Annotated in this window: 16 protein-coding genes; 11 read left to right on the top strand and 5 right to left on the bottom strand. The window is 71.0% G+C overall.

Annotated elements, in window-relative coordinates; translation table 11 throughout:
- Window positions 1-27: 27 nt before the first annotated feature.
- From ASF28_RS17540 to ASF28_RS17530, 3 genes are all read right to left on the bottom strand, one after another.
- Window positions 28-852 carry a hypothetical protein gene (locus ASF28_RS17540; protein WP_244475069.1) on the bottom strand — a complete coding sequence of 275 codons (825 nt, stop codon included), beginning with the start codon at window positions 850-852 and terminating at the stop codon, window positions 28-30.
- A gap of 173 nt (window positions 853-1,025) precedes the next feature.
- Complete coding sequence (locus ASF28_RS17535) at window positions 1,026-1,658, bottom strand: DUF1134 domain-containing protein (RefSeq protein ID WP_056095572.1); 633 nt, start codon at window positions 1,656-1,658, stop codon at window positions 1,026-1,028.
- Window positions 1,659-1,817: 159 nt separating this feature from the next.
- Entirely contained in the window at window positions 1,818-2,678 is an 861-nt protein-coding gene (locus ASF28_RS17530; protein WP_082476633.1) for a 3'(2'),5'-bisphosphate nucleotidase CysQ family protein, read from the bottom strand.
- A 266-nt stretch (window positions 2,679-2,944) separates the two neighbouring features.
- Here ASF28_RS17530 and chpT point away from each other — a divergent pair, with 266 nt between their 5' ends.
- From chpT to ASF28_RS17500, 6 genes are all read left to right on the top strand, one after another.
- A complete protein-coding gene (chpT, locus tag ASF28_RS17525) occupies window positions 2,945-3,667 on the top strand; it encodes a histidine phosphotransferase ChpT (protein ID WP_056095566.1) in 723 nt (240 codons plus the stop codon).
- Between the two features lie 261 nt (window positions 3,668-3,928).
- Window positions 3,929-6,685 (top strand): hybrid sensor histidine kinase/response regulator, encoded by a 2,757-nt coding sequence (locus tag ASF28_RS17520; protein WP_056095563.1) that lies wholly within the window; start codon window positions 3,929-3,931, stop codon window positions 6,683-6,685.
- Between the two features lie 37 nt (window positions 6,686-6,722).
- Window positions 6,723-7,205, top strand: coding sequence for a chemotaxis protein CheW (locus ASF28_RS17515; protein WP_056095833.1), 483 nt, complete (start codon window positions 6,723-6,725; stop codon window positions 7,203-7,205).
- Between the two features lie 64 nt (window positions 7,206-7,269).
- Window positions 7,270-7,671, top strand: coding sequence for a response regulator (locus ASF28_RS17510; protein ID WP_056095559.1), 402 nt, complete (start codon window positions 7,270-7,272; stop codon window positions 7,669-7,671).
- Window positions 7,672-7,755: 84 nt separating this feature from the next.
- Complete coding sequence (cheB, locus tag ASF28_RS17505) at window positions 7,756-8,928, top strand: chemotaxis-specific protein-glutamate methyltransferase CheB (RefSeq protein ID WP_056095557.1); 1,173 nt, start codon at window positions 7,756-7,758, stop codon at window positions 8,926-8,928.
- Window positions 8,925-9,821 (top strand): CheR family methyltransferase, encoded by an 897-nt coding sequence (locus ASF28_RS17500; RefSeq protein WP_056095554.1) that lies wholly within the window; start codon window positions 8,925-8,927, stop codon window positions 9,819-9,821. The genes cheB and ASF28_RS17500 overlap by 4 nt, the downstream gene beginning before the upstream one ends.
- Before the next feature lie 181 nt (window positions 9,822-10,002).
- On the opposite strand, the gene ctrA is transcribed toward ASF28_RS17500, so the two are convergent.
- Window positions 10,003-10,704 (bottom strand): response regulator transcription factor CtrA, encoded by a 702-nt coding sequence (gene ctrA, locus ASF28_RS17495; protein ID WP_056095551.1) that lies wholly within the window; start codon window positions 10,702-10,704, stop codon window positions 10,003-10,005.
- A gap of 444 nt (window positions 10,705-11,148) precedes the next feature.
- Between ctrA and fliI the strand changes: the two genes are divergently transcribed.
- The 3 genes from fliI to ASF28_RS17480 all read left to right on the top strand — a co-directional run bounded on the left by fliI (window position 11,149) and on the right by ASF28_RS17480 (window position 14,265).
- Window positions 11,149-12,498: a flagellar protein export ATPase FliI gene (fliI, locus tag ASF28_RS17490; protein WP_056095548.1), complete on the top strand. Its 1,350-nt coding sequence runs from the start codon at window positions 11,149-11,151 to the stop codon at window positions 12,496-12,498.
- A gap of 75 nt (window positions 12,499-12,573) precedes the next feature.
- Window positions 12,574-12,981: a flagellar export protein FliJ gene (gene fliJ / locus ASF28_RS17485; protein ID WP_056095545.1), complete on the top strand. Its 408-nt coding sequence runs from the start codon at window positions 12,574-12,576 to the stop codon at window positions 12,979-12,981.
- A gap of 237 nt (window positions 12,982-13,218) precedes the next feature.
- Complete coding sequence (locus ASF28_RS17480) at window positions 13,219-14,265, top strand: lysylphosphatidylglycerol synthase domain-containing protein (protein WP_056095830.1); 1,047 nt, start codon at window positions 13,219-13,221, stop codon at window positions 14,263-14,265.
- Window positions 14,266-14,824: 559 nt separating this feature from the next.
- Here the strand turns inward: ASF28_RS17480 and flhA are convergent.
- The gene (flhA, locus tag ASF28_RS17475) at window positions 14,825-16,990 is read right to left on the bottom strand and encodes a flagellar biosynthesis protein FlhA (protein ID WP_056095543.1); all 2,166 of its coding nucleotides are present in this window, start codon (window positions 16,988-16,990) and stop codon (window positions 14,825-14,827) included.
- A gap of 820 nt (window positions 16,991-17,810) precedes the next feature.
- Here flhA and ASF28_RS17470 point away from each other — a divergent pair.
- Window positions 17,811-18,347, top strand: coding sequence for a MucR family transcriptional regulator (locus ASF28_RS17470; RefSeq protein ID WP_056095539.1), 537 nt, complete (start codon window positions 17,811-17,813; stop codon window positions 18,345-18,347).
- A gap of 256 nt (window positions 18,348-18,603) precedes the next feature.
- Window positions 18,604-19,821, top strand: coding sequence for an MFS transporter (locus ASF28_RS17465; RefSeq protein WP_056095536.1), 1,218 nt, complete (start codon window positions 18,604-18,606; stop codon window positions 19,819-19,821).
- Window positions 19,822-19,840: the final 19 nt, after the last annotated feature.

Raw genomic sequence — 19,840 nt, 5'->3', positions numbered from 1 at the left:
GAGGCAACGGCGCACCGGACCGTGTGCTCAGGAGGGCGCGAGCGGGTAGGCGTCGACGGCGGGAAGGCGGTCGCGGCGCAGGAGGCCGTCGGCCACGTCCGCGATCCGCACCCGCAGGGCGGCGGTGGCGGCGTCCTCGGCGCCGAGGCGGGCTTTCGCCTGCGCCAGGGCGTCTTCGGCCTGCGCCAGGGCGTCCTCGGCGGCGGCGAGGCTCGCCCGCAGGCTCTCGCGCTCGGCGACGAGGGCGGCGCAGCGGGCCGCGAGGTCGGGGGCGTCCGCACCGGGGCCGCCGGGCGCGGCATCGGGGTCGGCAAAGGTCTCGGCAAGGGTCTCGGCAAGGGTCTCGGCATCGAGCCGATTCAGGGGCCCGGCATGGTGACGCCGGACGAGGTCGTCGAGGAGGTCGCGATGGGCGTCCTCCAGGACCCGCAGGGTGGCGAGCCCGACCGCGCCCTCGGTCCGCGCCGACGTCAGGTCTCGGGTGACGTCCGCCAGGGTGGCGCGGGTCTCGGCGATCTCGGCGCGACGTTCCTCAAGGGTCGCATCCTTCGCCTCGACCTGGCGCGACAGGGCGGCGGCCTCCAGGGTGCGGGCGCCGATGGCCGCCATGTCGGCGTGGCGCACGGCGTGCACGGCCTCGACCCGGCGCTCCAGGCGCCGGCGCGCCACGGCGAACTCGGCCCGCAGGTGGTCCTTCTCGGCGGCGACCTCGGCCACGGATAGGGGCAGGCGCGCCTCGATCCGCCGGCGCGACAGGCGCAGGGCCCGCGCGTTCACGGCCGGCAGCACCAGCAGGGCGCACAACGCGGCGGCGAGGAAGCCGAGCGCGAAGATCATCACGGTTTCGATCACGCGGGCACGCTCATCCCTGACGCCGGAAAAGGTCGGCGGCGACCGTCGTCCGGACCGCCCCGTGCGTCCTTAGCCCAATTCGGCGGGGCGGGGCGAGGGGGTAGGGCGGGGACGGGCAAGGGGAGGGGCAAGGGGAGGGGGAAGGGGCGTGACGCCCGTCCCCGGACCCGGCCTCAGAACGGGTTCCAGGTCGGCTTGTCGGTGAACTTGAGGTAGCCGATGTTGATGCCGAGGCGGGCGCCGACGCCCGTGCGGATCGGCACCACCACGACGTAGTCGGCGGTGACCGCCGTCATGCCGAAGCCGCCGATGAAGTAGGCCGAGCCGTCGACGCCGACGAAGCGGCGGTAGAGCCCCTGCACCGCCGGCAGGTTGTAGACCAGCATCATGGTGCGGTCGCCGTCGCCGCCGACGTCGAAGCCGATGGACGGGCCCTGCCAGTAGATCCGGCGCTTGCCGGCGTTGCGGGTGTAGAGGGTGCCCTCGCCGAAGCGCACGCCGCCGACGATGGCGCCGGACGCCTCCTGGCCGAGGATGTAGCCGTTGGGCTCGCCCCAGCGCCGGGTCGCCTCCTCCACAGTGAGCGCAAGGCCGCGCGACATGGAGCCGAAGAAGCGGTGGCCGTTGTCGACGATCTCGGCGGGCCGGAAGGTGCCGGGCCCGGCCTCGTCCGGGCCGGACGGCGCCGTCCGGGCCGGACCGGCCAGGACGGGGGCGGCGAACGCCGTGGCGAGGAGGGCGGCGGCCAGGGCGAGGCGGGCGCCGAACCGGGCCGGGGCGGGGCGGGGGGAGGGAGATTTCAACATCGTGCCTCGTCGCGTGCGGGGGCGGCGTGCGGTGCCGGGTGGCGTCCCGGCAAAGGCCCCGGGCCACGCTCCCGCGCCCGGTTCGCCCCGATCATGACGCGAAACAGGGTCAAGATAAGGTTAAGGGCCTGTCAGAAAACACCCGCGGACGCCGCGCCCTCAGGCGTGGTGCCCGGCGGTGGCGCCGACGGACCGGCGCGGCGCCGGGCTCGACATCGGCAGGTCGAGGCGGGCCGCATAGGTGCGGTCGCCGAGCGCCGCGAACGGGCCGTTGCGGTAGTGGCGGCCGTGATGCCCGTAGGTGATCGGCTGGCCCGACGGCACCACGACGCAGCCGCCGGCGCTGGTGAGCACGTGGTCGCCGGCCGCCGTGTCCCATTCCATGGTCGGGCCGCAGCGGACGTAGATGTCGGCCTCGCCCGAGGCGATGAGGCAGAACTTGAGGGCCGAGGCGGCCCCGCGCCGGCCGCCCACGGGCAGGAGCGACAGGCAGGCCTCCGTCTCGGCGTCGCCGTGGCGGCTGCTCACCAGGGCGACGAGGCCGCCGGCGGGCGCGGGGCGCACGCCGATGGCCCGGTGCGGCCCCGGCCGGCCGTCGACGATGGCGGCCTCGAAGGCCGTGGCGCCCGCGCCCCAGACCCGCGCCAGGCCGGGCGCGGCCAGGGCCGCCGCCACCGGGCGGTCGCCCTGCACCAGGCCGATGTTGACGCTGTATTCCCGGTTGCCGGCGAGAAAGTCCTTCGTCCCGTCGAGGGGATCGACGAGGAAGAACAGGTCGGCCGGCGGATGGTCGGCGGAGGATTCCTCGGCCACCACGGGGATGTCGGGCCAGTGCCGCCTGAGGGCGGCGAGGATCAGGGCTTCGGAGGCCGTGTCGGCGAGGCTCGCCGGGGAGCCGTCGGGCTTGAGCACGTGCGGACAGTCGCCGCCGTGATAGCCCCGGAGGATCTCGCCCGCCTGGCAGGCGATCTCCGTCAATGTTGCCGCGATACGGTCGCGCGTCGGCGCGTCGAGTGACATGATCCCTAACGTCATGCCCCGGTCCGGACGGGTTGTCGAGGCGGAGGACGGCCCCGCCCGGCGCTTTTCCGACCGGCCACGTGCCGGTGCCGATCCTTTTCCGACCGGCAACGTGCCGGTGCTGGTCCTTTTCCGAACCGGCGCTCCGCCGGTGCTGGTCCTTTTCAAAGCAACGGGCGGCGTCTATCGGTTCCGGTGGCGACCGGCCATTCGGTTCCGGCCCCGTCGCCCGCGGCCCCCGATACGTGCCTCGCGCGGAGCGCAAGATGACCCTCGTCCAACTCGATGCCCTCGACCTCTCGGCGCTGCTGTGCTCCCGGGTCTGCCACGACGTGATCAGCCCGGTGGGCGCCATCGTGAACGGTCTCGAGGTCCTGGAGGACGAATCCGACGCCTCCATGCGCGAGTTCGCCCTCGAACTCATCGCCAAGAGCGCGCGCCAGGCCTCGGCCCGGCTCCAGTTCGCCCGCATCGCCTTCGGGGCGGCGGGCTCGGCCGGGGCCTCCATCGACCTCGCCGACGCCGAGAAGGTCTCGCGCGGCATGTTCACGGACGACAAGACCCAGCTCGCCTGGAGCGCCCCCCAGGCGCTGTACCCGAAGAACAAGGTCAAGCTCATCCTCAACCTCGTGGTGATCGCCCAGAGCGCCATCCCCCGCGGCGGCCTCATCGACGTCACCGTGAAGGGGGACGGCGAGGCGCCGACCATCGTCATCACCGCCAAGGGCTCGCACGCGCGCATCCCGCCCCATGTCGAGGCGCTCATGGCCGGCACGCCGGAGGGCGGCACCGTCGACGCCCACGCGATCCTGCCGTTCTATGCCGGCCTCGTGGCGCGGGCGGCCGAGATGGACGTCACCTTCGCCATCACCGGCGACAGGGTGACCATCGGGGCGGTGCCGACGCCGGAGGCGGCGCCGTCGCCCGTGGCGGCGCCGCACGACGTTCCCCCGGCCGACGACGAGCCGCCGGAAACCGCCCTGGCCTGATCCGCTCGGCGGGGACGGGTCGGCCGCGTCCCGGGAACCCCCGATCGCGCCCGCCGGGCGCGACGGAATCGCGTCATCCCGGGACCGGCACCATCCGGCGGCGGAAAAGTCGATTAACCATAGTGACGCCCTCAGCGGCACAATAACAAATACTGCCCCCATTCGTTCAAGCGTCACGCCAGGGGAAACTCTTCACTAACCCATTTAGCCGCAAGGTCCGACTGCACAGACCGTAGTGCGTATCTGGACCGAGTGCCTCTCATGGACGACTTGTTGCGTGAGTTCCTGACCGAGAGCGCCGAGCATCTCGACACCGTCGATGCCGAGCTCGTGCGGTTCGAGCAGGACCCGAACAACCAGACGATCCTCCGGAACATCTTCCGCCTCGTCCACACCATCAAGGGCACCTGCGGGTTCCTCGGCCTGCCGCGCCTCGAAGCCCTGGCGCACGCCGCCGAGACCCTCATGGGCCAGTTCCGCGACGGCATGCCGGTGACCGGCCCCGCCGTGAGCCTGATCCTCGTCACCCTGGACCGGCTCAAGGCGATCCTCGGCGAGCTCGAGAACACCGGCACGGAGCCGACGGGCAGCGACGACGACCTCATCGACGCCCTCGACGTCATGTCCGCCGGACCGATGCAGGCGCCCGATGCCGCGCCCCCGCTTCCGGCGCCAATCCCGGCCCCCTTGCCGGCACCCTCGCCCGAGATCAGGCTGCCCGATCCCGTCGTCCGCGAGCTGAAGCCCGGCGAGGTCACCCTCGACGACCTCGAGCGCGCCTTCCTCGAGGCGGAGGGTCCCGACCCGTTCGACGCGCCGGCCCCGCCGCCGGTGACGGCCCCCGCGCCGGTGGCCGTGGCCCCCCAGGCAGCCGCCCCCGCCCCCGTGGTCGAGGCTCCCGTCCACGACGAGCCCGCGGCCAAGGCCCCGGCCAAGGACGGCCCGTCGGAGGCGACCGAGGGCGGCGTCGCCAAGGTCCAGACCATCCGGGTCAACGTCGACACCCTCGAACACCTCATGACGATGGTGTCCGAGCTGGTCCTGACCCGCAACCAGCTCCTCGAGATCGCCCGCCGCCACGACGATTCGACCTACAAGGTCCCCCTGCAGCGCCTCAGCCACGTGACGGCCGAGCTGCAGGAAGGCGTGATGAAGACGCGGATGCAGCCCATCGGCAACGCCTGGCAGAAGCTGCCCCGGGTGGTGCGCGACCTGTCGTCGGAACTCGGCAAGCAGATCGAGCTCGTCATGAGCGGCGCCGAGACCGAGCTCGACCGCCAGGTCCTGGAGGTGATCAAGGACCCGCTCACCCACATGGTGCGCAACTCCGCCGACCACGGCATCGAGGGCGCCGCTGACCGCAAGGCCGCCGGCAAGCCGGCACGCGGCACCATCCGCCTGTCCGCCTACCACGAGGGCGGCACCATCACGATCGAGATCGCCGACGACGGCAAGGGCCTCGATCTCGCCGCCATCCGCCGCAAGGCCGTGGAGCGCAAGGTCGCCTCCCAGGCCGAGGTCGAGCGCATGACCGATGCCCAGGTGGCGAAGTTCATCTTCCACCCCGGCTTCTCCACGGCGGCGGCGGTCACCTCGGTCTCGGGCCGTGGCGTCGGCATGGACGTGGTCAAGACGAACATCGAGCTCATCGGCGGCGTCATCGACATCAACACCCAGCTCGGGCGCGGCACCACCTTCACCATCAAGATCCCCCTCACCCTGGCGATCATCGCCGCCCTCATCGTCAAGGCGGGCGACCTGCGCTACGCCGTGCCGCAGGTGGCGGTGCTGGAGCTGGTGCGCGTCGACAAGTCCACGGCGCAGCAGGTCGAGCGCATCAACGGCTCGCCGGTCCTGCGCCTCCGCGAGCGGCTCCTGCCCATCGTCACCCTCACGGGCGTCCTCGGCCAGGCGCCCGCCGCCACCGACATCGATTCCGGCTTCGTGGTGGTGGCCCAGGTCGGGCGCCAGCGCTTCGGCATCTTCGTCGACGAGGTCTTCCACACGGAGGAGATCGTCGTGAAGCCGATGTCCTCGAAGCTGCGCCACCTGCCGCTGTTCGCCGGCAACACCATCCTGGGCGACGGCGCCGTGGTGCTCATCGTCGATCCCAACGGCATCGCCCAGCAGGTCAGCCAGAGCACCCAGTCCGGCGCGATCCCCGTCGAGGCCGAGGCCGAGGAGACCGAGGCCGCCGACGCCAAGGCGACCCTCCTGGTGTTCAAGGGCGGGGCCGGCAGCTACAAGGCGGTGCCCCTCTCCCTCGTCACCCGCCTCGAGGAGATCGACGCCGCCAAGGTCGAGTGGGTCGGCGGACGTCCGCTCATCCAGTATCGCGGCCGCCTGATGCCGCTGGTTCCCGCCGATCCCTCCATCGAGATCCGCAAGACCGGCACCCAGGCCCTGGTGGTGTTCTCCGACGGCGAGCGGGCCATGGGCCTCGTGGTCGACGAGATCGTCGACATCGTCGAGGAGCGCCTCGACGTGGAGATCTCGGCCGACCGCTCCGACCTCATCGGCTCGGCGGTCCTGCGCGGCCGCGCCACCGAGATCATCAACATCGCCCACTTCCTGCCGCTGGCCTACGACGACTGGGCCCGCGGCCCGAAGAAGACCGCCAAGCGGTCCTCGACCCTGCTGCTCGTGGACGATTCGGCCTTCTTCCGGGACATGCTGTCCCCGGTCCTCAAGGCGGCGGGCTACCACGTGATCACGGCGGCCAGCGCCGACGAGGCGGTGGCGGCCCTGCTCTCCAACCCCCGCATCGACGTCGTGGTCTGCGATCTCGAAATGCCCGGCCGCAACGGCTTCGACCTCGTCGGCGCCATGCGCAAGGTCGAGGGGCGCGTCGCCGGCCTGCCGGTGATCGGCCTCTCGGGCACCATCGGCCCCGAGGCCATCGCCCGGGCCCGCACCCTCTCCATCCTCGACCTCGTGGCGAAGTTCGACCGCAGCGGCCTCATCGCGGCGCTGGCCGAGATCGACGTCGCCGCCCCCGCCCAATCCCATGCCGCCTGATGCCGGCCCTCGCGCACGATCGGAGCCCACGTCCATGATGCAGGCCGCAAACAGCAACGCCGAGGCGGGCGGCACCAACGACTTCGTCACGGTGTTCGTCGGCGAGACCATGTTCGGCCTCGCCATCAACCGGGTCCACGACGTCTTCATCCCCGCCGGCGTGACGCCGGTGCCCCTCGCGCCGCCGGAGATCGTCGGCCTGCTCAACCTGCGCGGGCGGGTGGTGACGGCCCTGTGCCTGCGCCGCCGGCTCAGCCTGCCCGACCGGGCCGGCGACGCCAACCGCATGGCCATCGGCCTGGAGCAGGGCGGCGAGACCTTCGCCCTCATCGTCGACGGCGTCGGCGAGGTGCTGAAGCTCGGGGCCGACACCCACGAGCCGGTGCCGATCAACCTCGACGCGCGCTGGCGCGACCTGTCGCTCGGCGTCCACCGCCTCCAGGCGCACCTCCTGGTGATCCTCGACGTCGACGCCCTCCTGGCCTTCGGCGCCCCCCGCCTCGTCGCCGGCGCGGCCTGACCCCGTCCGCGGCGCGGCCTACGCGGCGCCGCCCGATCCTGTCGCATTCCTCGGGGACACACCGATGAAGACCTGCCTCGTCGTCGACGATTCCGCCGTGATCCGGAAGGTGGCCCGCCGGATCTTCGAGACCATGAACTTCCAGGTCGGCGAGGCCGAGGACGGCCAGATGGCGCTCGCCGCCTGCGGCGAGGCCATGCCGGACGCCATTCTCCTCGACTGGAACATGCCGACCATGGACGGCTACGACTTCCTCAAGGCCCTGCGGCAGACCCCCGGCGGCGAGAAGCCCAAGGTGCTGTTCTGCACCACCGAGAACGACGTCGGGGCCATCGCCCGCGCCCTCCACGCCGGCGCCGACGAGTACATCATGAAGCCGTTCGACCGCGAGATCGTCACCGCCAAGCTCGCCCAGGTCGGTTTTCCCAGCGATGGCGGCTTCGCCGGCGACGTCGGGACCGCCTGAGGGTGTCCTGAGCCCTTCCCCGTCGGGTTCGCCCGGCCGGACGCGACCCGACCCCGTCCCGCTCAGCCGAAGCGTCAAGGACCCATGCTGGCTCTCAAACCCCTCTCCGCCGCCCCGAGTCCGGCCGTGACCGCCGCACCGGGCCCGCGCATCCGCGTCATGATCGCCGACGATTCGGCCGTGGTGCGCGGCCTCGTCGCCCGCTGGATCGCCGAGGCCGGCTTCGACGTGGTCGCCACGGCCTCCAACGGCCGCATCGCCGTCGAGGCCATGTCCCGCCACGACCCCGACGTGATCCTCCTCGACATCGACATGCCGGAACTCGACGGCACCCAGGCCCTGCCCCTGCTGCTCGCCAAGAGCCCGGGCGTGCAGATCGTGATGATGTCGACCCTGACGACGCGCAACGCCGACATCTCCCTGCGCTGCCTCGCCCTCGGCGCCGTCGACTACCTCGCCAAGCCCGAGAGCAACCGCGGCGTCACCACCTCGGACGTGTTCCGCCAGGACCTCATCGAGCGGGTCCGCCTGTTCGGATCGGCCCGGGCGCGCAAGCGCGGACCGGCTCCGGGCACCGGGGCCGGGGCGTTCGCCCACGTGGCGGCGCCGGCGCCGAAGCCCGCCGCCCCCCTGGTTCTCCGGCCCAAGGCCCGCTCGGGAATCGCCCCCCGCGTCCTGCTCATCGGCGCCTCCACGGGCGGCCCCCGGGCCGTCGGCGAGGTCCTGGAGAAGATCGGCAGCGCGACCCTGCGCCAGGTCCCCGTCCTCATCGTCCAGCACATGCCGCCGGTGTTCACGGCGGTGTTCGCCGAGCATCTCGGCGCCCGCACCGGCCTGCCGGCCGCCGAGGGCAAGGCCGACGAGCGGCTCCAGCCCGGCCGGATCTACGTGGCGCCGGGCGGGCGCCACATGGGCCTCGCCGGCACGCCCGGACGCCCCGACGTGGCGATCCGCCTCCACGACGGGCCCGTGGTCAATTTCTGCCGGCCGGCCGTCGACGTCCTGTTCCAGGACGCGGCCGCGATCTTCGGCGCCGCGGCCCTCGCCGTGGTGCTGACGGGCATGGGCGCCGACGGCACCGGCGGGGCCCGGGCCCTCACCGAGGCGGGCGCCGCCGTCCTCGCCCAGGACGAGGCCACCAGCACGGTCTGGGGCATGCCCGGCAGCGTCGCCAAGGCCGGCCTCGCCCAGGCGATCCTGCCGCTCTCCGAAATCGGCGGCGCGCTCCGCAACCTCCTCAACGGGCAGGGCTCATGACCGACGTCGAGTTCGACTTCCTGCGCACCTACCTCAAGGCCCGCTCGGGCCTGGCCCTCAGCGGCGAGAAGCGCTACCTCGTCGAGAGCCGCCTCGGCCCGGTCTGCCGGCGCTTCAACCTCGCCACCCTCCACGACCTCGTCAACGCCCTCAAGGGCGGGCGCGAGGCCGCCATGGAGAAGGCGGTGGTGGAGGCCATGACCACCAACGAGACGTTCTTCTTCCGCGACCGGGCGCCCTTCGACCTGTTCCGCGACGTGCTGCTGCCCGAGGCCATGGCCCGGCGGGCCGCCCAGCGCCGCCTGCGGATCTGGTGCGCCGCCGCCTCCACCGGCCAGGAGCCGTATTCCCTGGCGATGATGCTGCACGAGGCCGCCCTGCGCCTGGCCGGCTGGACCGTCGACCTCGTCGCCACCGACCTGTCGACGGAGGTCCTCGAGCGGGCGCGGGCCGGGCTCTACAGCCATTTCGAGGTGCAGCGCGGCCTGCCGGTCCAGCTCCTGATCAAGCATTTCGAGCAGGTCGGCGAGCAGTGGCGCATCGCCGCCAACCTCCGCCAGATGGTGGATTTTCGGCCCCTGAACCTGCTCCAGCCCTTCGATCAGCTCGGCACCTTCGACATCGTCTACTGCCGCAACGTGCTGATCTACTTCGATGCGGCCACCAAGGGCGACGTCCTCGCCCGGATCAGCGCCAGCCTGGCACCCGACGGCGCGGTCCTCCTCGGGGCGGCCGAGACGGTGATCGGCCTCACCGACCGCCTCGCACCCAACGCCCAGCATCGCGGCCTGTACAACCAGGCGGCGGCCCCGGCGCGGGCCTCCACGGGCCTGCCGGCGGCGGCCATGGCCTCCGCCCTCCAACCGCCCCTGCGCCGGGTGGTGGGGCTGTAGGGCTGCGGCGCAGGTGCGGGCGGCGTCGGACCGGATCGCCCCGCTCCGACGCCGCCGGCCCGTGTCCGGGATTCGCGGAACGCGGCATCGGCGGGTGCGCGATCCGGACGGGATGCGACCGGGCCGAAACGAAAAAAGCCCCGCGCGAGCGGGGCCTTTTTCGTCGGGACGCGCCGGTCGCCTAGACGGCGATGCGCTCCTCGGATTCGTTGGGTTCGCGTAGGACGTAGCCGCGGCCCCAGACGGTCTCGATGTAGTTCTTGCCCGACGACGCGTTCGCCAGCTTCTTGCGCAGCTTGCAGATGAACACGTCGATGATCTTCAGCTCGGGCTCGTCCATGCCGCCGTAGAGGTGGTTGAGGAACATCTCCTTCGTGAGCGTCGTGCCTTTGCGGAGCGAGAGGAGTTCCAGCATCTGGTACTCCTTGCCGGTCAGGTGCACGCGGCTGCCCGAGACCTCCACGGTCTTCTGGTCGAGGTTGACGATGAGGTCGCCGGTGGTGATCACCGACTGGGCGTGGCCCTTGGAGCGGCGGACGATGGCGTGGATGCGGGCGACGAGCTCGTCCTTGTGGAAGGGCTTCGTCAGGTAGTCGTCGGCGCCGAAGCCGAGGCCCTTCACCTTGTCCTCGATGCCGGCCATGCCCGACAGGATGAGGATCGGGGTCTTCACCTTGGCGACGCGAAGATTCCGCAGGACCTCGTAGCCCGACATGTCGGGCAGGTTCAGGTCGAGGAGGATGATGTCGTAATCGTAGAGCTTGCCGAGATCGATCCCCTCCTCACCGAGATCGGTGGTGTAGGTATTGAAGCTCTCGGATTTGAGCATCAGTTCGATGCTCTGCGCCGTCGCGCTGTCGTCCTCGATCAGAAGTACCCGCATCGTCGGTCCCCAGCCCGGCCGGCCGTGTGCAAGCGTACGGGCACACCCCCGCCTTCGTCCGCCACCGGCCCGCGGCGGACGCTCCCTCGTCATTGACGTGAAACGCTATTGGTTAATCGTTAACAAAACCTGATTCACGGGCGCAAGCGGCGATTTGGACACGTCGTCCGGCAACGCCCGCAACCGTTGGCGCTCTGTTCTCGACGGGCGGGCTCTCCGCTTCATGCACCACCTGAAGAACCCTCCCCAAGCCCTGTCCCGACCCCATCGGGCCGCGTGCTGTCGCTCCGGGGACACGATCCCGCGATGACGCATGCCGCCGCTTGCGAAATCGCCACGTCCCGGCCCGGAAGCCGGGGCCCGCTACCGGCCCGACAGCCGCAGTGTTAAGGAGAGCGGTAAACGAAGGGTTGAGGGAACGCCGATGACCGGACGGCATCAGCCGTGAGCGACCCGCGCGGCACGCGCCTGCGCTTGGCCGGGGCGCGCGCCGCCCTCGACCGGGTCGAGGCCCTGGAGATCTACGGCCGGGTCGTGGCGATCCGCGGCCTCCTCGTCGAGGTCGCCGGCCCCGTGGCCGCCATGCGGCTCGGCGGGCGCCTCGACATCGCCGTGGAGAACGCTTTGGGCGCCGTGCCCTGCGAGATCATCGGCTTCCAGGGCGACCGGGCGCTGGCCATGCCGTTCGGCTCCCTCGAGGGCGTGCGCCGGGGCTGCCCGGCCTATGTCCGCGACGAGGCCGCCGGGGCCATCCGCCCGTCGCCGGCCTGGCTCGGACGCACCATCGACGCCCTCGGGCGGCCCATCGACGGCCTCGGCCCCCTCGACCACGGGCCGGTGATCTATCCCCTGCGGGCCGATCCGCCGCCCGCCCATGCCCGGCGCCGGGTCGGGCCGCCCCTCGATCTCGGCATCCGCTGCATCAACACCTTCCTCACCATGTGCGCCGGCCAGCGCATGGGCATCTTCGCCGGCTCCGGCGTCGGCAAGTCGGTGCTCCTGTCGATGCTCGCCCGCTACACCGCCGCCGACGTCGCCGTGATCGGCCTCGTCGGCGAGCGCGGCCGCGAGGTCCAGGAATTTTTGCAGGACGACCTCGGCCCGGCGGGCCTCGCCCGCTCCGTCGTGGTGGTGGCGACCTCCGACGAGCCGGCCCTCATGCGCCGCAACGCCGCCTACGTCACCCTGGCGGTGGCCGAATACTTTCGCGATCAGGGCGCCCAGGTCCTGTGCATGATCGATTCGATCACCCGCTTCGCCATGGCCCAGCGCGACATCGGCCTGGCCGCCGGCGAGCCGCCCACGGCCAAGGGCTACACCCCCACGGTGTTCAGCGAATTGCCGCGCCTGCTCGAGCGGGCCGGGCCGGGCACGGGGCAGGGGGCGATCTCCGGCCTGTTCACCGTGCTGGTGGAGGGCGACGACCACAACGAGCCCGTGGCCGACGCCGTCCGCGGCATCCTCGACGGCCACATCGTCATGGAGCGCGGCATCGCCGAGCGCGGGCGCTACCCGGCCATCAACGTCCTGCGCTCGGTGTCGCGGACCATGCCGAAGGCCTGCGATCCGGCGCACCTGCCGACGGTGCGGCGGGCCCGGCGCATCCTCTCGACCTACGCCGACATGGAGGAACTCATCCGCCTCGGCGCCTATCGCGCCGGCGCCTCGCCGGAAGTGGACGAAGCGGTGGCTTTGATGCCCGCTCTGGAGGCTTTTCTAGGTCAGGGTAAGGAAGAAGCAACTTCGATCGGCCAGGGTTACTCACGCCTCGCCGAGATCGTCGGCGGCCCCTGATCGACGCGGCGCGGTCCCCGGACCTCGGTGCGGACGACCCGGGACATGCGTGCGTTGCGTGGAGTGGACCATCAGATGAAATCGCGTGACACGCTGATCCGGCTGCGACGCTTCCAGGTCGACGAGAAGCGTCGGCGCGTGACGCAGATCGAGATGATGATGGCCGACTTCACCCGCATGGCCCTCGAGCTCGACCGCGAGGTCGCCCACGAGGAGGGCCGCGCCGGCATCACCGACACCGCCCACTTCGCCTATCCGACCTATGCCCGCGCGGCCGCCGCCCGCCGGGACAACATGCGCCAATCCGCCGCCGCCCTCGAAGGCCAGCTCTCCGAGGCCAAGGCCGAGCTCGGCGAGGCCTTCGAGGACCTGAAGAAGATCGAGATCCTCGACGACCGCGAGCGCACCGCCGAGCGCGCCGCCGAAGCCGCCCGCGACCAGGCCGCCATGGACGGCATCGGCCTGTCCCGCGTCCGCGCCTGACCCGACACACACCCCGCCGGGACTTCCCCTGACCTCGCAGGGGCTTTCCATGACCTCGCGGGGGCGTGGCATCCGCGGCTCCGGCACGAAACCGTCATGATCGGGTGACATCACCCGATCCTGCCGGTGTCCTCCCGGGCTCGGCCCACCCCCCTGTGTTCGCCCGCGGCGTTCGCTTGCGGCGCCGGGCATCGTCGTGCAGGGAGGGCCCGCTTAGTGGGGCTCGACCTGTCGATCATGAAGAAGATCAACGATTTCATCTGGCCGATCATCGGCCTCGCCGCCGTCATCGTCTCCGGCTACCTGCTCTACCGCGAGCTCGCCGGCATCTCCCTCGCCGAGATCAAGAGCAGTTTTGCGGAGATTCCGGTCCACCGCTTCCTGCTGGCGGGCCTCGCCACCCTCGTGGCCTACGCGGCGCTGGCCTGGTACGACCGCATCGCCCTGCTGCATCTCGGCGTCCGCCACATCTCGTGGTTCTTCGTCTCGGTCTGCTCGTTCACCACCTACGCCCTGTCGCACAACATCGGCGCCTCGGTGTTCTCCGGCGCCGTGGTGCGCTACCGCGCCTACACCGCCAAGGGCCTGTCGGCGGCCCAGGTCGCCGTGCTGGTGGCCCTGTGCTCGTTCACCTTCGGCCTCGGCACGATCCTGCTCGGCGGTATCGTCCTCGTCGCCCTGCCCGACACCCTGACCCGGCTCAACGGCTACCTGCCGTCGGTGCTCACCGATCCGGCCACCGCCCGCATCCTCGGCGCCGCCCTGCTCGGGTTCGTCGCCCTCTACGTCGTCGGCTCGCTCCTGCGCCTGAAGCCCCTGACCATCCGCACCTTCAAGCTGCAATACCCGCGCCCGCAGATCATGGTCCGGCAGATCATCGCCGCGCCGCTGGAATTGCTGGGCGCCGCCGGGATCATCTACTTCGCCCTGCCGGAGGCCGGGAACCCCGGCTTCCTCGTGGTGCTCGCGGTGTTCCTCGCCTCGTTCTCCGCCGCCCTGGTGTCGAACGCCCCCGGCGGCCTCGGCGTGTTCGAGCTCGTCTTCGTGGTGGCGATGCCGGATGTCGCCCGCCCGTCCATCATCGCCGCCCTGCTGGTGTTCCGGCTGTTCTACTTCTGGGTGCCGTTCCTCATCTCCGTGGTCGTGGTGCTGCTCTACGAGCGCAACCGCCTCGCCAGCGCCATCAAGGGCGAACCGGCCGAGGCGGCGCCCGCCGCGCCGCTCGCGGCGCCGGGCCTCGACCCGAAGGCCATCGACGCGCGGGTGCGCAAGAACCGGGTGTGATCGTTTCGGGCTGAAAGACGGCCCGTCGAACTCGGGCACCTTGCACCATCGGGCAGGGCGCTTTGAGGAATGAATCGAGTCGGTCGCGCATTCCCTCGCCCCGCTTGCGGGGCAGGGCGATGGCAGAGGGGTGCATGCGTTTGGGCCGGCCCTTGCCCGTTCGCGCAGAGCGTGTGCGCGCATCCCCCTCTCCCCGCCTGCGGGGAGAGGGCCGCAGGCACCCCGTCGTGCCTGCGGCGAGCGAAGGCGGAGCCGCAGCGACGGTGAGGGGGCTTCGTCGGAGGAGCCTCACTCGGAATCGCCCCCTCACCTTCGGCTGCCGCCTCGACGCGCTCCCCGGCAAGGGGGAGACGCGTCCCTCTCCCCAGCCAAGCGGGGCGAGGGGTTGCGCACTGAGGACTCTGCTTCTTCGCCGACGCCATTCGGCGGCGGCTTCAGACCGCGACCATCATCTGCGATCGCCCTGCCTTCCAGGAGAGGGCACCCGCGCGTCCCACGAGATCTTTGAAGCCTGTCGCCGCGTGCGGGGCGAGGGCGATCGCGACCCCCAAAAAAATCCCTAGACCGACCCCACCGTCCGCAGGCGGGCGCGGGGGTGGATCTCGGCCTGGCTCATCACCGGGGTCTCGCGGCGGAAGCGCTCGATGATGGAGCGCACGAACGGCCGGGCCTGGACCGAGGTCACCAGCACCGGCATCTCGCCCATGCGGGCGGCGGTCTCGAAGCGGTCGCGCACGGTGTTGACGAATTCCGACAGCTTCGAGGGCTGCATGGCGAGGTAGCGCTCGTCGCGCTCGCCGGCGATGGATTCGAGGAAGGCCTGCTCCCAGGCCGGCGACAGGGTGATGATCGGCAGCATGCCGTCCGGCCCCTGGTACTGGGCGCAGATCTGGCGCCCGAGGCGGGCGCGGACGTGCTCGACGATGTCGCGCGGGTTCTTCACGTGGCCGGCGACCTCCGCCACGCCCTCGATGATGGCGCCGAGGTCGCGGATCGAGACCCGCTCGGCCAGGAGGAACTGCAGCACCCGCTGGATGCCCGTGGAGGCGATCTGACTCGGCATCACCTCCTTCAGCAAGTCCGAATGGTCCTTCGAGACCTCGCGCAGGAGCTTCTGCACCTCGACGTGGCTGAGCAGTTCCGAGACGTGGGCCTTGATGATCTCGGTGAGGTGCGTCGAGACCACGGTGGCGGCATCCACCACGGTGTAGCCCTTGAGCTGGGCCTGATCGCGCAGGCTCGCGTCGATCCAGGTGGCGGGCAGGCCGAAGGTCGGCTCCAGCATGTGCTGGCCGGGGAGCTGCACCTGGCCGCCCATGGGGTCCATGGCCATGAACTGGCCCGGGAAGATCTGGCCGGTGCCGGCCTCGATCTCCTTGACCCGCACCACGTAGGCGTTGGCGTCGAGCTGGACGTTGTCGAGGATGCGCACGGACGGCATCACGAAGCCGAGCTCCGCCGCGAGCTGGCGGCGCAGGGCTTTAATTTGGTCGGTGAGCCGGTCCTGGCCCTCCGGCCCGTTGACGAGGGCCAGGAGCGCGTAGCCCATCTCGAGCTTGAGGTCGTCGAGCTTCAGGAGGTCGGTGACGGTCTCCTCCTTGGCGGCCTGGGCGGCGGCCACGGCCGTGGCGTCCATGGGCGCGCCGTCGGAATCCAGCGGCGGGGCCTCGCGGGCGACCTTGGCGAAGTGCCAGGCGGCGTAGCCGGAGGCGCCGGCGAGCGCCAGGAACGGGAGCATCGGCATGCCGGGCAGGAGCGAGATCAGCACCATGACGCCCGACGACATGCCGAGCGCCTTGGGGTAGTTTGCGAGCTGCTTGCCCAGGGCCTTGTCGGCCGAGCCCTTCACGCCCGCCTTCGAGACGAGGATGCCGGCCGCCGCCGAGACGATGAGGGCCGGCACCTGGCTCGCGAGGCCGTCGCCGATGGTGAGCAGGGTGTAGGTCTTCGCCGCCGCGCCGAAGGGCATGCCCTGCTGGGCGACGCCGATGATGATGCCGCCGATGACGTTGATGAAGGTGATGAGCAGGGCCGCGATGGCGTCGCCGCGCACGAACTTCGAGGCACCGTCCATGGCGCCGAAGAACGAGGATTCCTCCTCCAGGGCGGAGCGGCGGGCTTTGGCCACCTTCTCGTCGATGAGGCCGGCCGAGAGGTCGGCGTCGATGGCCATCTGCTTGCCCGGCATGGCGTCGAGGGTGAAGCGCGCCGCGACTTCGGCGATGCGGCCCGAACCCTTGGTGATGACGACGAAGTTCACGATGATCAGGATCGCGAACACGATGATCCCGATGACGAAGTTTCCGCCCATGACGAAATTGCCGAACGCCTCGATGACGTGACCGGCCGCCGCCGTGCCCTCGTGGCCGTGGCCGAGGATGAGGCGGGTCGAGGCGAGGTTGAGGGCGAGGCGCAGCAGGGTCGCGACCAGGAGCAGGGTCGGGAAGACGGTGAATTCGAGGGGGTTGTCGATGAACAGACCCGTCATCATGATCAGCACCGAGATGATGATCGAGACGGCCAGCAGCAGGTCGAGGAGAAACGCCGGCAGGGGAAAGATGAGCACCGTGAGGATGCCCATCACGGCGGTGGCGAAGAACAGGTCCGTGCGCTTGGACAGGGCGTGGAGATTGGCGCGGTTGGGGATCGCGAAGCTCGCGAACTGACCGACAGTCATTCCCGAACCCGGACCGGGAGCCGGCGCGGCGGCGGCCGTCTCGCTCATCGTCAACCTCGTAATCCGCCGGATCGGGGGCCGCCAAGTCGGACCCGTCCAGTCGGACCCGGCAAGATTTGCCGCCCCCATGGTTAGCGGACCGTTAACGATCCGATTCGGGCGCCGCGCCGCCAGCAAAACCCGGTGCCGGTCCCGGTTCGCGACGCGAGCGTCCGGCCGCGGGATAATCCCGACGGGGGTCTGACCGGCCCGCTCAGGCAACGGCTCCTTCCGGACAACGAAGAACCGACCCGTACAGCGAGAAAGCGGTCCGCAAACTCCGGCTTCTCTGGAGCAGCGCAGGGGTTCCGTCGCCCCCACCGGAGGATCAACGAAAATTTCCCACCGCTGATCTTCGCTTCGATGCGGCGTCTGCCCCGATACGCCATTGCCAAGACGTTTTAGTCGTGGCAATGCCAGTATTGAAACTTTTACAAGGCATGATCGTTGGTGCGTTGTGATCCGGGCGGATTCGTCCGTGCCGGTCGCAGGGCAGGATGGTCGACCCGCAACGGGACAGTATCGCGTCCGTCCAGATCAGCACCCGCGAAAGGCTTTCTCAGCGGAGCCGTCGGTCACGACGGCAATCGACAAGATCACCCTCGCCGCAACGCCGAATCCGGCGAAGCCGAGCCGAGACGCCGCCGCCCGCGCGAACAACCCCTGCGGGTCAACGCGCCAGGCTACCTATGCAGCGCGAGAAACGGCCCTTAATCCACAACTACTCGTGAAAAACGCGCAGGTCAGTACGGTAAAATATTGCTTGCGGAAAGATTTGAGCCTACGATCAAAGCGACTTATGACTTAAGTTGAGAATGGTGATGAGATCATGACCGAAACAGAGTCCGATGCTGCCCGCCTGATCACGCTCGCGGCAGATATCGTTTCCGCCTATGTCAGTAACAATCACGTGCAGAGCGCCGAGCTGCCGAAGCTGCTCAGCGATGTCCACGAGGCGATCCGGGGCGTGACGGCGAGTGGCGCCCCGGCCGTCGAGACCGGCCCGCCCAAGGCCACCCCCCAGGAAATCCGCCGCTCGATCACCGCCGACTACTTGATCAGCTTCGAGGACGGCAAGCAGTACAAGACCCTGCGCCGGCACCTCACCCTGCGCGGCCTGACCCCCGAGCAGTACCGCGCCAAGTGGGGCCTGGCGCCCGACTATCCGATGACCTCGGCCAGCTATTCCGAGCAGCGCTCCGAACTCGCCCGCGCCCTCGGGCTCGGCCAGCAGCGCCGCAAGGGCCTCGCCAAGGCCGCCCCCGAGGAGGTGGTCAGCGCCCCCGAGCCGGAGCCGCAGGAGGAAGAGGCCCCCGCCGCGCCCGAGAAGAAGCGCCGCGGTCCCCGCAAGAAGGTCGACGCCTGAGTCGCTCCGACGTCCGGAAGCCGATGCAACCGAGGCCATCCCCGCAGGGCGGGGGTGGCCTTCGTCGTTTCGGCGAGGGACGGAGTTTGGCGAACGTCCGTCCGATCCCCCGTGCGTTCCATGTTCCGCGCGCAGGAGACCCGCGAACCTGCGGCATCGGTGCCGGCGGCGACGCGTGATAGCCCGGGCCCATGCTGCATTGCAGCGTGATCGCCGCGCGCCGTCCGGGCCGGGGCCCCGAGCGCGAGGCGTCGCCATGTTGTCCCGTCCGATCCTGGCCCTGGCCGCCGCCTCCTTCGGGATCGGCACCACGGAATTCGTGATCATGGGCCTGTTGCCGGAGGTGGCCGAGAGTTTCGGGGTCAGCGTCCCCCGGGCCGGCCTCCTGGTGTCGGGCTATGCCCTCGGCGTCGCCGTCGGCGCCCCCCTCGTCGCCATCGCCACGGCCCGGCTGCCGCGAAAAGTCGCGCTGCTCGTGCTCATGGGGGTGTTCCTCGCGGGCAATCTCGGCTGCGCCCTCGCGCCGAGCTACGGATTCCTCATGCTGGCCCGCGTGGTGACGGCCTTCGCCCACGGGGCGTTCTTCGGCATCGGCGCCGTGGTGGCGAGCGGCCTCGTCCCGCGGGCGCAGCGGGCGCAGGCCGTGGCGCTGATGTTCACGGGCCTCACCCTCGCCAACGTGCTGGGCGTGCCGTTCGGCACGGCGCTCGGCCAGGTCGCGGGCTGGCGGGCGACGTTCTGGGCGGTGCTGGGCCTCGGCGTGATCGCGGCGGCCGCCATCGCGGCGTTCGTGCCCGGCGGCCTGCCGGGCTCGCGCGGCGGGCTCGCCGGGGAGTTCCGCTCCCTGCGGCGCTGGGCGGTGCTGCTGCCCATGCTGGTGAGCACGCTCGCCTCCGTCAGCCTGTTCACGGTGTTCACCTACATCGCGCCCCTGCTCACGGAGGTGAGCGGCCTGACCCCGCGGGAGGTGACCGGGGCCCTGCTGCTGTTCGGCATCGGCCTCACCCTCGGCAACCTCGCGGGCGGGCGCCTCGCCGACCGGCGCCTCATGGCGACGGTGATCGGGAGCTTCTCCGCCCTCGTCGCCGTGCTGGTGCTGTTCGCCTTCACCAGCCGGTCGGCGATCCCCGCCGTGCTGACCCTGCCGGTCTGGGGCGCCCTGGTCTTCGCCCTGGTCTCGCCCCTGCAGGTCTGGGTGGTGGAGGCGGCGACCGACGCGCCCAACCTCGCCTCGACCCTGAACCAGGGCGCGTTCAACCTCGGCAACGCCACCGGCGCGGCGCTCGGCGGCGGCGCCCTCACCCTGGGGATGGGCTACGGCAGCCTGCCCTGGCTCGGCGCCGGCATCGCCGCCCTCGCCCTCGGCCTCGTCCTGACGGCCCGCCGCGGGGATGTCGGCGCGGGCGCCGTCGGCCCTGTCGTCGCCGGACCGGTCCCGGTGCCCGTCGAGACCTGTTCGGCCGGGTCGCGGTGACCCCGCTCGGAGCGCGTCA

It is taken from the genome of Methylobacterium sp. Leaf99 (assembly GCF_001422375.1).
Taxonomy (GTDB): domain Bacteria; phylum Pseudomonadota; class Alphaproteobacteria; order Rhizobiales; family Beijerinckiaceae; genus Methylobacterium.
This window is presented reverse-complemented; position numbering and strand designations above follow the sequence as displayed.

Coding starts and splice junctions, on each gene's coding strand:
- ASF28_RS17535 (WP_056095572.1), bottom strand. CDS start 1,658: ATGTTGAAATCTCCCTCCCCCCGCCCCGCCCCGGCCCGGTTCGGCGCC.
- ASF28_RS17530 (WP_082476633.1), bottom strand. CDS start 2,678: ATGTCACTCGACGCGCCGACGCGCGACCGTATCGCGGCAACATTGACG.
- chpT (WP_056095566.1), top strand. CDS start 2,945: ATGACCCTCGTCCAACTCGATGCCCTCGACCTCTCGGCGCTGCTGTGC.
- ASF28_RS17520 (WP_056095563.1), top strand. CDS start 3,929: ATGGACGACTTGTTGCGTGAGTTCCTGACCGAGAGCGCCGAGCATCTC.
- ASF28_RS17515 (WP_056095833.1), top strand. CDS start 6,723: ATGCAGGCCGCAAACAGCAACGCCGAGGCGGGCGGCACCAACGACTTC.
- ASF28_RS17510 (WP_056095559.1), top strand. CDS start 7,270: ATGAAGACCTGCCTCGTCGTCGACGATTCCGCCGTGATCCGGAAGGTG.
- cheB (WP_056095557.1), top strand. CDS start 7,756: ATGCTGGCTCTCAAACCCCTCTCCGCCGCCCCGAGTCCGGCCGTGACC.
- ASF28_RS17500 (WP_056095554.1), top strand. CDS start 8,925: ATGACCGACGTCGAGTTCGACTTCCTGCGCACCTACCTCAAGGCCCGC.
- ctrA (WP_056095551.1), bottom strand. CDS start 10,704: ATGCGGGTACTTCTGATCGAGGACGACAGCGCGACGGCGCAGAGCATC.
- fliJ (WP_056095545.1), top strand. CDS start 12,574: ATGAAATCGCGTGACACGCTGATCCGGCTGCGACGCTTCCAGGTCGAC.
- ASF28_RS17480 (WP_056095830.1), top strand. CDS start 13,219: ATGAAGAAGATCAACGATTTCATCTGGCCGATCATCGGCCTCGCCGCC.
- flhA (WP_056095543.1), bottom strand. CDS start 16,990: ATGAGCGAGACGGCCGCCGCCGCGCCGGCTCCCGGTCCGGGTTCGGGA.
- ASF28_RS17470 (WP_056095539.1), top strand. CDS start 17,811: ATGACCGAAACAGAGTCCGATGCTGCCCGCCTGATCACGCTCGCGGCA.
- ASF28_RS17465 (WP_056095536.1), top strand. CDS start 18,604: ATGTTGTCCCGTCCGATCCTGGCCCTGGCCGCCGCCTCCTTCGGGATC.